9 protein-coding genes are annotated in these 14,767 nt (G+C 72.9%); 8 read left to right on the top strand and 1 reads right to left on the bottom strand.

Annotation, left to right across the window (positions count from 1 at the left end; genetic code table 11):
- Positions 1 to 7: 7 nt before the first annotated feature.
- Complete coding sequence (locus tag OG978_RS30985; protein ID WP_326768351.1) at positions 8 to 853, bottom strand: Gfo/Idh/MocA family protein; 846 nt, start codon at positions 851 to 853, stop codon at positions 8 to 10.
- A gap of 591 nt (positions 854 to 1,444) precedes the next feature.
- Here OG978_RS30985 and OG978_RS30980 point away from each other — a divergent pair.
- The 8 genes from OG978_RS30980 to OG978_RS30945 are packed head-to-tail and all read left to right on the top strand — an operon-like array spanning position 1,445 to position 14,762.
- Positions 1,445 to 3,256, top strand: coding sequence for a hypothetical protein (locus OG978_RS30980; protein ID WP_326768350.1), 1,812 nt, complete (start codon positions 1,445 to 1,447; stop codon positions 3,254 to 3,256).
- 29 nt (positions 3,257 to 3,285) lie between these two features.
- Positions 3,286 to 4,500: a hypothetical protein gene (locus tag OG978_RS30975; protein WP_326768349.1), complete on the top strand. Its 1,215-nt coding sequence runs from the start codon at positions 3,286 to 3,288 to the stop codon at positions 4,498 to 4,500.
- Entirely contained in the window at positions 4,494 to 7,139 is a 2,646-nt protein-coding gene (locus tag OG978_RS30970) for a hypothetical protein (protein WP_326768348.1), read from the top strand. Before OG978_RS30975 ends, OG978_RS30970 begins: the two co-directional genes overlap by 7 nt.
- Positions 7,136 to 8,527 (top strand): hypothetical protein, encoded by a 1,392-nt coding sequence (locus OG978_RS30965; RefSeq protein WP_326768347.1) that lies wholly within the window; start codon positions 7,136 to 7,138, stop codon positions 8,525 to 8,527. The genes OG978_RS30970 and OG978_RS30965 overlap by 4 nt, the downstream gene beginning before the upstream one ends.
- Entirely contained in the window at positions 8,524 to 10,089 is a 1,566-nt protein-coding gene (locus OG978_RS30960) for a vWA domain-containing protein (protein ID WP_326768346.1), read from the top strand. The genes OG978_RS30965 and OG978_RS30960 overlap by 4 nt, the downstream gene beginning before the upstream one ends.
- Complete coding sequence (locus tag OG978_RS30955; protein WP_326770223.1) at positions 10,086 to 10,781, top strand: 4Fe-4S single cluster domain-containing protein; 696 nt, start codon at positions 10,086 to 10,088, stop codon at positions 10,779 to 10,781. Before OG978_RS30960 ends, OG978_RS30955 begins: the two co-directional genes overlap by 4 nt.
- Positions 10,771 to 12,147, top strand: coding sequence for a hypothetical protein (locus OG978_RS30950; protein ID WP_326768345.1), 1,377 nt, complete (start codon positions 10,771 to 10,773; stop codon positions 12,145 to 12,147). The genes OG978_RS30955 and OG978_RS30950 overlap by 11 nt, the downstream gene beginning before the upstream one ends.
- Positions 12,144 to 14,762 carry an AAA family ATPase gene (locus OG978_RS30945; protein WP_326768344.1) on the top strand — a complete coding sequence of 873 codons (2,619 nt, stop codon included), beginning with the start codon at positions 12,144 to 12,146 and terminating at the stop codon, positions 14,760 to 14,762. The genes OG978_RS30950 and OG978_RS30945 overlap by 4 nt, the downstream gene beginning before the upstream one ends.
- Positions 14,763 to 14,767 lie beyond the last annotated feature (5 nt).

Raw genomic sequence — 14,767 nt, 5'->3', positions numbered from 1 at the left:
TCTCCCCTTACCGGCGGTTCAGTGCGGTGGCGACGGACTCCAGAACCTCGATGGGGCGCAGCAGGTCCCCGTAGCCGATCGGCGGCCTGCCCGTGCGCGCCATCGCCAGGAACGCTTCGAGGCCGGGTACGCAGTAGTCCGCACCCGGGGTGAGGGTCTGCTGGACCATACTCTCCCGGGTGAACGTCATTCCGTGGAAGGGGATCTGATCCGTGCTGCCCGGTTTGACGAGGTTCACGACGACGCGGGTGTCGCCCGCGGTGAACGACGCGGTGACCGTGGTGTCGGTGATGTCCGTCCGGACGCCGGAGATCCCACCGGGGGCCAGCCGGAGGGCGATGTCCACCGCGTGAATGCCGTAGAAGAAGATCCCGCCGTGGTCGCCGGCGGGATCGGCGGGCCCGGACACGACGACCATGTGCGGCGTTCCTCCCGGCGCCGACCGGGCCACCAGTGCGTCGGTGTCGGGAATCCAGCGGAGGGCCGAGGACGAGGTGAGCGGCGCGTCATGGGCACGTGCGGTGTCGATCATGGCCCGGGCGTCCGCAGCGGTGCGGGCGAGGGGCTTGTCGACGAACACCGGAAGACCCTCGGCCAGGAACGGGATCGCCTGGTCCCGGTGGTGCGCGCCGTCCCGGTCCGCGACGATGACGGCGTCGACCAGTCCCAGCAGCCCGGTGGGGGCGTCGACGATCTCCGCGATCCCTCCGGTGGCCGCCAGCGTGTCGTTGCGACGGCCGCGCCCACCGCTGAGAGCCACCACGCGTGCGTCGCCGCCGGCCTCCTCGACGTTGAGGTGGCGGACGATCTGGTCCACATGGCTGTTGTCGGTGCCGACGATGCCGATGCGCATCCGGAGAGCTTCCCTTCGAGGTGACAGGCGTGCGGAACGCACCCTCGCACCTGGTTGACCGGAACCCGGCAGACAGTGGGTCGGCGGCCGGTCGGCGCGGCGCGGCGCAAGATCGAGTTTCCCACAGGCGTCCATCCGCCAGGAGTCCCGCCCAAGGGCAGGCCACAGGCCCCTGCCGAGCGCCCGCACCCGCTCTTCACACATTCGCCCTCGGACTCGATTCAGCGAAATGAAATGAATGGCGAACCTTTCGACCAATGAACCAATTTGAGGGCATATTGCGCACTCATTTCAAGCCGTTCCGAACCCAAAGCCGGTTCGACTGACTCTTCGCATCCAAACGCTCACTGATTCCGCTCGCCCTATGCCAGCATGAACCCTCCGGAACCGAATGATTCGAGTTGCTGTTCCGAACGGCGATCAGCGCGCGACCAGGTCCTCACAGGGTCGGCCGACTGTGCGATCAGGGGGTAAGGATCATTGACCGGAAGGATCGAACGAGGATGTCCGGTCTGCGGAACACCTGACGAGGGCGGAGTTCTCTGCGGAGTCTGCGGATGGCGGATGTACGGGGATCCGGTCCTGGGGGAAATGTCCGAGAAGGAGCGGGAGGCCGCCCGCGCCGCGCTGCTGGCCGCCGAGCACGCCTGGGACATACGGGCGACGGAGCTGGCCTTCGCGGACTCCGGTCACGGGGCGCGGTCGGCGTCGGTGCTGCGAGGCGGACCGGCGAAGCCCGGCGAACGGACTCCGGCGCAGTGGCCCCCTTCCCCGGGAAACCTCCCGGCGCATGACTCCGCACCGGTGCGGCAAGCCCTCACCGACCTGGTCAACGGCCGTATCGATGCATTGTTGTTCGTCGAATTCACTCCCGATTGCATAACTGTGATCAAGGTCGTCGCGGATGCGAGCGGAATACCTCGGCAGTCCGACGCCGGAACCACGAAGTGGGGATCGGCCGCTCCGTCGCTCGACCGCCGCCCGGAATTTCTTCGATTCCAGCTCGCGGGCGGAATCGGCACGCTTCCGGTGCCCGACCGCCGGGATTTCGACACGGCGGTGACGCGGTGGCTCCGGGAATTCGTACCGCCCTCGTGCGCCCACTCGATCGTGCTGGTGAACCGCCGGTCCGGCTGGACCCTGCTGGACCGGGCCGTGGCCCTGCTTCGCGCCACGTACCCGCTGCGGGCCGAGATCGGCCCGGTGCCGGCGAACCCCGCCGAGCCGGACGGTACGCCCAGGACCGACACGGCGGACGCGGTGCGCGAGTCGCTGCGTACGGCGCCACTGCCGGCCGACCACACGCTGTTGCTCGCCCGGGTCGACCCCGGGACCGGTGCGGTACGCACGCACACCCATGTGCTCTTTCCCGCCGGGTACCGACTCCGGCACGGGGAGACCGCGACCGCGGAGATCACCGTGTACGGCGGGCCCGCCGACCGCGTGCCGGTGGTACTGCCCGTGCTGGCCGACGCGGGCACGGACGGCTCGGAACCGGTGGTGCTGTCCGCGCGGCGGACGGCGCTCACCGCCTTCGCTCCGGCGCGGCTGGCGTTCGTCCTGCACGGACCGGGGGAAGTGACCCTGGCCGGGCCGGCGGGCGGGTCCCCGAGCGGCCGGGCGACGAACGGCACCGCGGACGGCCGCACACCGGACATCTCCGCGCTCGTCGGTCGCCTCCCCCGCGGCATCATCCGGCCCCCTGCCCTGGAAGTCTTCTTCACCGTCGAGATGAGCGGTGCCGAACCGGCGGAGACCGCCGAGCGGCTGGCCTTCACCCAGGAGGTCATCGCGGCCCTGGCCCGCCGCCCGGGCTCCGGCAACAGCCTCCGCGTCGGCGTCGTGGGCCACTACGACCACGTCATCCACGAGAACAGCTACACCCCCCGCTCCGTGCTCCTGCTGACGGTCCCGCCCGGACCCGCGATGGCGGCCCACGCCGCCCTGGCCGGATGGCGTCCCGCCCGGCGCGAACAGGACACCGCCTCGTCCCTGGAGGACGCGCTCAGAAAGGTCCGGCTCGCCACGGCGCCGACGAACGGCACCCTGCGCCCCGACGCCGAGCGCGCCGTGCTGATCGTCGGCCGCCGCCCGCCCGGACCGCCCGAGCAGCACGACATGGTGCCGTCCTGTCCGCTCGGTGCCGACTGGCGGGTCGAGCTGAACAGCCTGCGGGCCCGCGGGATTCGGGTCATGACCCGGCTGGACCGGGCCCACCCGCACGTCGACGGCTCCGCGAGTCCCGTACAGCGTTACACCGCCGCCGCGTGGGGCACCCTCTCCTCCGGCCGTTCCTTTCTCCGGGGCGACGACACCGCGGCCGGTGTGGCCGATGCCCTCGCCCCCGCGTGGCGGTGGGACGGTCCGCCCTGCCGCCTGGCCCTAGCCACTCCCCTGCTGTGATCCGCCGTTCCGGTACGAGGAGAAACACCATGTCCGATCCGTACTACGACCCCAACGAGAACCCGCAGGACTCGGGCGGTCCCTCCACACCGGCGACCCCGCCGCCCTCCGACCCCTCGGAGGCCACGACACTTCACTGGCCCGACACCACCCCGCCGTCCGTCGCCCGCCCGGAGGAGACGGGGACCGAGTACTTCCCCGACCACCATGCGTCGCGGTCCTCCCACTCCTCATATTCCGGATGGGACGGATCCCTCGAACCGGCCGCGATCCCGGCGCCTCCGAACGGCACGGCGGCCACCGCCACGGACCGGATCCGCATCGCGCTGTGGGGCGCCCCGCGCTCCGGCAAGACGTCCTATCTGGCCGCGATGCCCATCGCCGCGATGCAGCAGCAGCGACAGGGCCGCCCCAACTGGGTGATCAGCGGGATGAATCCGGAGTCCAATGAATTCCTCACCTCCGGCGTGACCCAGCTGGCGAGCGACCGGGTGTTCCCGGAGGCCACCGTGGGCGTGCGGTCCCTGTCCTGGTCCTTCCAGGGCGAGGAAGCACCGAACGGTTCGTTCCGAAAGCGCCGTGAGGTGGGCTTCGTACTGGAGGTCCAGGACGTGGCGGGCGAGGTCTACGGGAAGGACACCGAACACGCGCTGCGCCCACGGGTACTCGACCAACTGACCCGTTCCCAGGGCCTGATCTACCTCTTCGACCCACTGCTCGATGCCGAACAGGCGACCAACAGCTTCGACTTCCTCTACTCGATGCTCAATGAGCTCAACACCCGTGTCCGGGACGCGGGCCGGCTCCACCGGAACCGGCTGCCGCACCATGTCTCCGTCTGCGTCACCAAGTTCGACGACCCCAAGGTGTTCCGCCCGGCGGTGGAGGCCGGCTGGGTGACCCAGGACTCCGTGGGTTCCCGGCTGCCCCGAGTGCCCGCGGAGCAGGCCGCCCACTACTTCCAATGGCTGTGCGACGAATTCCGGGGCTCCAACGCCCGGCTCGTACGGGACGGGCTGCTGAACTTCTTCCACCCGCAGCGCATCTCGTACTACGTCTCGTCGGCGATCGGCTTCCGGCTCAACCCCCAGCACATCTTCGACTACCGCAATTACCTCAATGTGGAGACCGTCGACCGCGTCCCCCGGATCTGCACCTCCCCCGTACCCATCAACGTCCTCGAACCACTGACCGAGCTGGAGAGCCGGATCCGCGCGGCCGGGCGCAGGCGGCGGCCATGGTGAGCGACAGCTCCGGTGCGAAAGGGCCGGCCGCCGAGTGGGCGGTCCTCGGCAAGCATCCGGGCCGCAGCATGGGGTACGAGGTGCTGGCCGGCAGCCTGCCGGCCGGCCGCGCCCAGCGCTATCTGTGGAGTGCCACCACCGGGACCCCGGACGCACGCGATCCGGCGAGCGGCCTGCCCTGGAGGGTGTTTCTCAGCGGCGCGGACCGGGAGACCGGTTCGGTCTGCGCGGTGGTGGACACCAGCTGGGACGGGTCCAAGGACGGTACCGGAGCGCCGAGTTACACCTGGCGGCTGCTCCTTCTCGAATGGGACGCGGCCAGCCGTGCAGGGGTGACCTGGACCGCGCTGGACCGGGCCGTCTCCCGGGACGGGTCCGTTTCCGATCCCGAGGCCGCCGCCGTGACGGCGGTACGCACTCCGGCCGCCGACCTGGCGGGCACGGTGGACCGGCTGGGCTTCGAGTGGGCCGCCGGGATGGCCGCCCTGCTGCTGGACGGCCGGCAGCTGGTGATCACTCCGCCGCCCGGGGGCACCGTCCCGGACGTCGCCGAGCGGGTACGGATGCTGGACGCCGTCTGCTCGCTGCTGCCGTACGGATGCCGTGCCTGGCTGAGCGGCGCCACCTGGACCGGCAAGGCCGAGCACGGTCTGCGGCTGGTGTTCGCCGCCTCCGCGCGGACCGGACAGCAGGAAGTACCGCTGCGCACCGGCCGCCCGCCGGCCCCGCAGGGCGAAGCGGCCCGCACCTATCTCGCCGAGCTGCTGCGGGTGCGGGCGAAACGGGAGTCGACCACCGAAGTGGTGGCCCACCTGCTGGCGGCCACCGCCGCCGTCCCGTTGCACGAATCCGCCGTGGCGGTACGCGTCCTGCAGGAGCTGGATCTGCTGGACTCCGTGCTGAACGACATCCGGCGGGGCCGCGGCAGGGTCGACGACGTACAACGGCTGCTGGATCTGCAGGCGGTCGGATCGCTGGACGAGCAACGGCTCGGGGTCGTCGTCACCTTCCTGGCCGGGTGCGCACGGCGCCCGGACGGCGGGGCCGCACGGGCCGTCCTGACCCGGCACTGGACGCCGCTGGTCCCGGAACTGCTGGCCGCCGATGTCGTCGCCCGTGCGGCGTCGAAGGAGACCCTCACGCTGGCCAGGGGGTACCTGGACCTGCTGCGCGGGCTGGAGGTGCCGCACCCCGGCTCGTTCGAGCGGCTGTTCACCGTCCTGGCCGCCACCGAGGGCTACGACCCCGCCTGGGTCGGGTCGCTCGCGTACATGGTGGAGAACGAGTTCGGGCACATCTCCGAAGCGGTCGACCGCACTCTGGTCGACTCCCGGGAAGCCGGGCTGGCCTGGTTGCGCGTGCTGTTGCAGGACCGGGTCCGCGACCTGCGGCCGCTGTCCCGCCTGGTGGCGCTCACCGAGTCGGTCCGCGTCGAAAGCAGGCCGGGCTGGCTGCGCTTCGCCGGGGTGCTGACCGGGCACTTCGGTCCGGCCGAGGTCTTTCCGGCCGACGCCGCCGAGTTCGCCGCGGGGCACGAGGACGCGTGGCGGATCGCTCTGGAGACCGCGCGGCAACACGGCCGGCCGGCCGTGGTCGGTCTGCTGTGGGACGTCCTGCGGCAGGTCGTCGGCAGTGGCAGACAGCGCGAAGTGCTGCCCCTGCTGGACGCCTTGGTACCGCCCGGAGCGCCGGACCTGCCGCCGGACGCGGCCGCCGACGCCGACCTGTTGCGGGTGCTGGCCGGGCTGAACGGTGCCGATTCCCGGCTCGCCCTGTCGATGCCGCGGCTGCGGCGGCTCACCACCGACCGCGCCGGCCTCGACGCCTACGCCACCACGATCGTGCGGCGGACCGAGGGCGACCCCGAGTTGAAGGACCGGGTGGTCGAGGCGCTGCTCGGCGACGAGCCGGACCCCGGCAACTCCTGGGCGGTGCTCTCCCGGTGGATCCGGCAGCGGCCCAGCACCGAGGCCACCGTCCGGGACGGGCTGGCCCTGCGGCTCAACTCGGCGGACTACTCCCGCTGGATCGGCCTCGACCTCCCCCAGGACCTGGTCGACGGCTTGGCCTACCGCAGCGACCTGGGGTGGCTGCGCCCGGTACGGCGACTGCGGGTGGCCGCCGAAGGCCGCGCCGAGCTGAGCGAGATCGGCCGCATCATCGCCGACGCCTGCCCCGACCGCCGGTTCCCCGGCCGCCTGCTGGACGAGATCGCCTCGCTCATGGGCGACTTCGGGCCATGGTTCGCCTTCAATCTCACGACGGAACTGGACCGGCGCCTGCACGGTCTCGGATTCGCGGTGTACGAGGCGCTGGGCAGCAGCACGCGGCACCGGGAAGTCCGCGACCAGCTGGTCCGTTTCAGCGCCGATGAGGAGAGCCGTCACCGCCGGATCCTCGGAGCGCTGCGCGCGACCGGTCACAGCTACGACCGGCCGCCCCAGCCACCGGTGCGCCGACCGTCGCCCGCCCCTCCCGCCGGGGCCGCACCCGGCGCCGGGCCCACAGCGCCTCCGCCGACGCCCCAGGCCCCCGGATACGCCGAGCGCCCCGACAACCGCACCGTCGCCCAGCAGTACCAGGAGGGCAGTCAACCCCGCGGCCTCCTCAAGAAGTTCAAGAACCGGGGGCGTACGTGAGGGGCGTCGCCATCGACATCGGCTCCCGGTACGCCCGGGTCGCCCACGTCGGCGCGCACGGGGCTCCGGAGCTCGTCGAGCTGCCGGGTGCGGTCCCCGGCGAGGGCCTGCCCGTACCGGCCGAGGAGGACGGCCGCCGTGACGGTGCCCTGCGTGCGGCCTACTCCGCGTACGTCCGACACCACGGCGTTCCCGAGCGGCTGGTGATCGTCGCTCCGCGGCGGGACGGGCCGGACCGGTCGGGCCACGAGGCCGACGCGCTGACCGGGCTGCACGGAACCGGCCGGACGCCACACCTGAGCGTCCTGAGCACCCCGCACGCCGTGCTGGCCCTGTTGCGGGAGGCGGGGACGGTGACGGCCGGCCGGTACGTGGTGTGCGACCTCGGGGCGGCGGCGGCCGAGGTGTCGGGGTGCGTGGTGACGGCCGGCGCGGTCGCGGTCTCCGGGACCGCCCGGCATGCGCCCGCCGACGGCTACGGGGCCGGCTTCGAAGCGGCCCTCCTGGCGGAGGCGGGCCTGCCCTGCGACGAGGCGGGCCGCCGGGTCCTGGCCGCGGTCCGGGCCGAGGACGGCGCCGCGCTCCGTCTGGACCTCGCCCTCGACCGCGCCGAGCGCCAACCCGACCGTTACGACGCAACCGCCGTTCACCGTGTGGCGGGGCGCGACATCACCGCGGGCACGGTCCGCCTGGCCCTGCGGCGGCTCACGGCCGGCCTGGACCTGGCGACGGCCGAGGCGCTGGACGGCGCAGGGGCAGCGCCGGACGACGGCGCGTCCACGCAGACGACCGCCCACGGCGGCGGCACCGTCGGCCGCCTGGTCGCCGTGGGCGGCACCGCCCGGTTCGCGCCTTTCCTGCGTCATCTCGAAGGGCGCGGGTGGCCCCTCGTGCCGCTGCCCGCCGACAGCGATCCGGCGCTCGCCGCGGTGTACGGCGCCGCTCTGGTCGCGGCGGGCCGGGTCGACCCGGCGGACCGCTACCCGTACGCCGTGTGCGTGGGCGCCCATCGGACGGTGGCGGGACGGCCGGAGGACCAGGAGCTGCTGATCAGCGGGGCCGGACTCCTGGAGCCGGGCGGAGCGACGGTCTTCGCGGAGGCGGGCGGAGAGCGGCTGCTGGTGCGGACCGGACCGGCGGAAGCCGCGGCCGGTCGGCCCGTGGAGGTGCGGGTGCGTGATCCCGAGGGGGCCGTGAGTCTGCCCGTGCGCACCCTGGCGCTGCCCGGCGGCGACGGGAACCACCGTTTCCATGTGGGTGTCCGACTCGCCGTGGACGGAACGGCCCGGCTGGTGCTGCACCCGGTGGACGCCGGGGCGCCCGCGGAATTCCCGCTCGGCAACCTGCCGACCGACCTCAGGACCGATCCCAAGGGAGTGCGTCTGTGAAGCACAGAAGCCCGTCGTGGGCGCTCCGGTTCGGGCGGAACTGCGCCGCCGTGCTCACCGCGGCGCTACTGGCGGCCACGCCGGTGACGGCCGCGCACGCGGCACCCGGTGATCAGGACCCGACCCGCGCCGAGATCTACCGGGCGCTCGCGCTGGACCAGGCGCCGGCCGACCATGTGATCCTCGTGGACACTTCCGGGTCGATGGCGCAGGGCGGCCGGTACGGCACCGTCCGTTCGACACTGCGCCGGTTCCTGGACGGCCTCACGCCCAAGGACCATGTCGCGCTGTTCACGTTCGACTCCCGGCCCGAACCGCGGTACATCGGCGCGGCCGGCAACACCGAGGCGATCGTGTCGGCGCTGCCGTCCAGGCCCAACCCCGCGGGTGACACCGACATCGGCGCCGCGCTGAACGCCGCGCTGACCGAACTCGCACGCGACGACGCCTCCCCGGTGGCCTCGATCGTGCTGCTCACCGACGGCGAGCACCACCCGCCCCGCGGCTCCCGCTACCCCACCGCCTCGGGAGCGCCCTGGACGGCGCTGCACAAGCGGGCGCAGGCGCTCGCCCGGCGCACCGAACTCGCCGGGTACGCAATGCCGTTGAGCAGCGGCGCGACGGGCGCCGATCTGCTCGGGAACGTGGTGCAGGACACCTCGGTGCTCCGGCCGCAGAGCATCCAGGACCTCGGCGGGTACCTGGCGCGCGCGGGCGACCGGGCACGCGCCCGCAAGGCCGCCCGGTTGCTCGCCGGGGACGCCGACCGGGGCATGAACGCCGACTGGCAGGACACCGGCGGGATCGACCTCACCGGCGGCTCGGCGACCGCGAGGCTCACTCTCCGGTCCACGACCCGTCATCTGCCGTTGACCGTCACCGGCCTGCGGGCATCCATCACCGGCCCGTCCGTCGAGGTCGCCGGACTGCCCGGCCGGGTGACCCTGGAGCCGGGTGCGTCCCGCACGTTCGAGGTGCGGCTGACCGGCCGGCCGGCGGGGAACCCGCTGCCGTACCGGCGTACCGAACACGCCGATGCCGCACTGCGGCTGACCGGCCGGGTCGGCTCGTCGTGGGAGCGCCCGCTCGCCCCCGACGTCGAGCTGGACATACCCCGCGCGATACACGTCGGGCAGACGGCCGTGCCGCTGCGGGCGACCGCGGGGTCGGCGGTCTTCCTGCCCGCGCTGGTGGCCGCCCTTCTGCTGGTGGCGCTCACGGTCTGGCTGTGGTGGCGGCGGACCAACCGGCCGCCGCTGCGCGGTGTGCTGCTGCTGGCACCCGCGTTCGGCGAGCAACTGCCGGACCGCATCGTGCTGGCGGGACGCCGGATGGCGCTCGGGCCGCCGACGGTGGGCGGCCACGGCCAGGTGCTCGGCAGGCGTCGGGCCACGGAGCAGGGGCCGCGGATCGATCTCCGTATCCGGTACACGCCGGACGGTTCCACCGCCCGGCAGAGCGACGCCACCTGTGCCCCGGGAGGCAGAGTCGTCGTCAGCGGGGTGTCGTTCACCTATGTCGCCGATCCGGGCCCCGCTCCGGTCGACGGGTGGCCCCGGTGACCGGCACCGCGCTGAACGTGGCGGCGACCCGGGTCGGCACCGAGGTGCTGGGGCCGGGGGTGCGGTCCGTGCTGTGGGTCCAGGGCTGCCCGTTGTCCTGCGCCGGGTGCATGGCGCCGGACTGGATTCCCTTCCGGCCGGCCCGGAGCGCCGAACCGCGGGAACTGGCCGAGGAGTTGCTGGCCGATCCACGCGTCGGCGGGCTGACCTTCTCCGGTGGTGAGCCGATGGCGCAGGCGGCCGGGCTGGCCGAGGTGGCGAGGGCGGCGAAGGAGATCCGGGATGTCTCCGTGATCTGCTTCACCGGCCACCGGCTGGAACGGCTGCGGACCCGGCCGCCCGGACCCGGCGTGCCCGAACTCCTCGCCGAGGTCGACGTATTGATCGACGGCCCGTATGTGGCCGCGCTGGACGACGGACGCGGGCTGCGCGGCAGCTCCAACCAGCGGGTCCACCATCTCACCGCACGGCACGCGGGCGGCGGTTACGACTTCGCGCACCGGCCGCGGACCGCCGAGATCGCTGTCAGCGGCCCGGAGGCGCTGCTCGTCGGGGTGCCCCCGCAGGGCCTGGTCGGCGCCTTCGACAGCGCGGTCGACGCCGTCCGCGCCCGTATGGCCGCCCCGGCACCTCCCCACGTATCCGAGGCCGCGCGAGAGGCCGTCAGAGAACAGGAACCCCATGAGCGGTAGGAAGCGCATCCAGGTCGACGAGTCGGAGTGGTACCGCATCCAGCGCAAGGCTCAGCAGCTCAAGGAGGTGCAGCGCAATGTCCCCCGGCTGATCGACGCGGTGCGGGAGCAGACCGCGGCCGACCTCGACCGGGTGTTCACCGAGGTCGAGCAGCGGCAGCAGCGGCACGAGTCGATGGTCCAGGAGCTGAGCGAGCAGACCCGGCAGCTGGAGGCCGACACCGCGCGCCGGCTCAGCCGGCAGGCCACGGAACTGCGCGGGGAGCTGGCCGCGTCCGCCGGACAGCTCCGGCAGGAGACCCGGCAGCGGCTGGCCGAACAGCAGGAGCGGGTACGGCAGGCGATCGCGGCGGAACGTGCCGAGCGACGGGCCGAGACGGCCCGGCTGTCCGCGGAGATCGACTGGTGGAAGGAGGACCGCACGCGGGCCGGTCAGCTGGTACGGGCCTGGTTGTCCGACGCACAGGCGATGGCCGGGGCGGTGGCCCGTGCGGGGCTGCACGAGCGGTACGCGCCCGGTGAGCTCGACCGGCTGACGGGCCGGCTGGCGACGGCGGAGCAGAACGCGGCGCAGGGCAGGTTCGACGCGGCGCTCGCGATGGCGCAGGAGACGTACCACTCGCTCAGCGAGCTGCGGGCGGAGACCGAGCAGCGGGAACTGGAGCGCTGCACGGCGCAGATCGCGGCGATCGACGCCCTGGTCACGGTGGACAACGCGATCGAGGGCAGCCGGAGTCAGCCGGTCGTGGGCCCCGACGGGCTGCCGCTGGGCGGGTACACGGTGGACGTCGACTACTGGGCGGACGGCGCGGTGGAGCGGCTGCGGCAGGAGACCGCACAGGGGCTGGCGCTCGCCCGTGACGACCGGACCGGCACGGACGAACTGCGGCGGCTGCGGGAACAGGAAGCGCCCCGGCTGGAGAACGCGCTCGGCGACACCGTGGGGCAGGCGTGTCTGCGGCATCTGTCCTCGCAGATCCGGGTGAACCTGGCGGACGCGGTGACTCAGGCCCTCTCCGGGATGGCCTACTACGAATTCGTCGACGGCGAGTACGAGGACGCTGACCCGCGCGGCTCCTACTACGCCAAGCTCCGCCATGCGAACGGCAACGAGATCGTGCTCGACATCTCGCAGACCGACCGGGACTCCGGGCAGCACGTGGTGCGGGTCTTGTCGTACGACCACGACACCACCGCCGAGGCCGAGCTCCAGGACCGGGCCGAGATGGTCATCCGGGCCATCCAGGACGACGGCCACCCGGTGCCGGCCGCGCCGGTGTCCGAACCGGGGGCACCCGACCCGAGGCTGCCCGACATCGCGAGGCACCGCGAGCGCTCGGAGCGTCCCGCGGAGGGCAGCGCATGACCGAAGGACCGCCCGCTTCCTCCGCTTTCTCCGGGCCTGTAGTGGAACGGTTCGGCGGAGCCGACCTGCGCAGCGGTGAGCCGTTCACCATCTTCTACGGGCCGGGCGTGAACGATGTCTTCGTCGACAGCGCCTACCAGGTGTGCACACTGGAACAGGTGCTGTGGCGGCGACTGCGGGCCGCCGGCTACGAGCGAATCGTGTTCAGCTCGACGGACCATCCGCTGTACTTCCGGGACTCGGCCTCGCGCGACCTGTCCCGCAGGTCCCCCGCCGCGCGGCAGGTCCCGGCATCCGGGCCGCGCACGATGCGTACCCCGGGCATGCGGGGGCCGATGGGCAACCTCCTGGTGACCGGTGCACGCACCCCCGGCAGTCCCCCTGGCGGCACCCCCGACGGGGCCCCCGGACCGCGCCAGGACCGCACGGGCCCGCCGCGACCGGCCTCGGCACTGTCCGACCCGTTCGCCGTCATGACGCTGGTCGACTGTCTCCGGCAGCGCGACGGCCGTACGGCCGTCGTCGTCCCGCACGCCGAGAACTACCTGCGCTACAACCGGGCGTCGCGGCCCCTGGCAGGTGCCATGGCCAACTGGGCCGCGCAGCACGACAACGGCAATCTGTGGGTGCTGGTCTTCTCGAAGCCCAGTCTGGAGGACGTGGCGCAGTTCGTGGAGACGTGCCACGACTACCCGCTGCTGGAGACGTTCGTACGCGAGCAGGCCAGGCAGCCGGGACGGCCCGGCACCGCCAGGATCGACTATCCGCAGGCGGCCGAGACGGAGCGGCTGATCCATGCCGTGCGGCTCCGGTCGGGGCTCCGGATCGAGGACTGGCGGGAGCTGGACACGATCGTCCGGGCCATGGCGACCCATCCCCGCAAGGCGCGCAACTGGGCGGCGTGGCTGGCGGAGCTGGCCGAACCACCGGGCACCGCGTTGAGCGCGGCGGCGGTACGCGACGCGGGCGCGGGCGTCACCCCGGCCGACCCCCGCGGTCCGTGGGAACGGCTGGCGGCCATGCCCGGCCTGGACGTGGTCCGGGAGCACTTCGAGCAGTTGCGGGCCGAGGTCGAGACGATGGAGGTGCTGCGCGCCGACGGCCGCGCCGAGGCGGCCGAACCGCCCTCCTTGCACCTGGTGTTCACCGGAAACCCGGGCACCGGGAAGACCACGGTCGCCCGCCTGGTCGGGGAGCTCTACCGCGATCTGGGGCTGCTGGACCGGGGTCATGTCGTCGAGGCGAAGATGCGGGACCTGGTGGCCGGTTTCATCGGTCAGACGGCGGGGCTGAGCGACGCGACGATCGACAGGGCGCTGGACGGGGTGCTGTTCATCGACGAGGCGTACGGACTGAGTGATCAGAGCGGCGGCTTCGGCGACGAGGCCATTCTGACGCTGCTCGCGCGCATGGAGAACGACCGCGCCCGGCTGGTCGTGATCGTCGCCGGATACCCGGACAAGATGGCGGAGTTCCTGGCCGCCAACCCCGGTCTGGCGAGCCGGTTCCCCGAGGACAACATCCTGCGCTTCCCCGACTACCCGCCACAGACCCTGCACACCATCGCGCTGCGCCGGCTGGCGGAACGCGGCGCCCGGCCCTCGGCCGACACCGAGGACCGGCTGCGGGAGATCATCACGGGGATGCACCACGCGCGGAGCGACTCCTTCGGTAACGCCCGCGACATGCGCACCCTCGCCGACAGCGTCTTCAAGCAGTGGGCCCGCCGCGTGCGCGGCCGGGTGGACGAACCGGTCGCCCCCGGGGACGTACCCGAGAACTACCGCGCCTTCCTGCAACGGCCCGCGCCGGATCCCGCGCAACTGCTGGCCGAACTCGACGCGTACGTAGGGCTCGGACCGGTGCGCGAGGTGCTGACGGACCTGGCCAACCGGCTGCGGCTGCGACAGGCCCGGGGCCAGGGCGGGTTCGCCCCGCCGCATCTGCTGTTCACCGGGCCGCCGGGGACCGGCAAGACCACCGTGGCCCGGCTGGCCGGGGCGATGTTCCGCGACCTGGGCCTGCTGCGCAAGGGGCATGTGGTGGAGGTCGGCCGCGCCTCCCTGGTCGGCGCCTACCTGGGGCACACCGCACGGCAGGTGCGGCAGGCCGTGCAGGACGCGCTGGACGGGGTGCTGTTCATCGACGAGGCCTACAGCCTCGTGAGCGACATCCAGCACGGGGGTTTCGGGAAGGAGGCGATCGACACGCTGGTCCAGGAGATGGAGAACCGGCGGGGCCGCCTCGTGGTGATCGCGGCGGGCTACCCCCGTGAGATCGACGCCTTCCTGGCCGCCAACTCCGGCCTGCCGTCCCGCTTCACGACACGTGTGCCCTTCCCCCACTACGGCATCGGCGACCTGATCGAGATCCTCCGCCGCATGGCCGCGAGCGAGCGCTGCACGCTGGCCCGGGGCGTACCGGAGCGCGCTGCCGCCTGGCTCGAAGCGACCCGTCGGGCCGACCCGGCCGCGTTCGGCAATGCCCGCACGGTGCGCAAACTGCTGGAGCTCATGGAAGCGCGGATGGCCGCCCGCTACGACCCCGAGGCTCCCGGGCGAGCGGCCCCTTCGGAGTTCCTGCCCGAGGACGTCCCCGACCCGCCCGCCTGGTGATGGCC

The organism is Streptomyces sp. NBC_01591, from assembly GCF_035918155.1.
In the GTDB taxonomy this organism is placed as follows: domain Bacteria; phylum Actinomycetota; class Actinomycetes; order Streptomycetales; family Streptomycetaceae; genus Streptomyces.
Note: the sequence above shows the minus strand (reverse complement) of the source record. Positions and strands in the feature narration are given on the sequence as shown.

Coding starts and splice junctions, on each gene's coding strand:
- OG978_RS30985 (WP_326768351.1), bottom strand. CDS start 853: ATGCGCATCGGCATCGTCGGCACCGACAACAGCCATGTGGACCAGATC.
- OG978_RS30980 (WP_326768350.1), top strand. CDS start 1,445: ATGTCCGAGAAGGAGCGGGAGGCCGCCCGCGCCGCGCTGCTGGCCGCC.
- OG978_RS30975 (WP_326768349.1), top strand. CDS start 3,286: ATGTCCGATCCGTACTACGACCCCAACGAGAACCCGCAGGACTCGGGC.
- OG978_RS30970 (WP_326768348.1), top strand. CDS start 4,494: ATGGTGAGCGACAGCTCCGGTGCGAAAGGGCCGGCCGCCGAGTGGGCG.
- OG978_RS30950 (WP_326768345.1), top strand. CDS start 10,771: ATGAGCGGTAGGAAGCGCATCCAGGTCGACGAGTCGGAGTGGTACCGC.
- OG978_RS30945 (WP_326768344.1), top strand. CDS start 12,144: ATGACCGAAGGACCGCCCGCTTCCTCCGCTTTCTCCGGGCCTGTAGTG.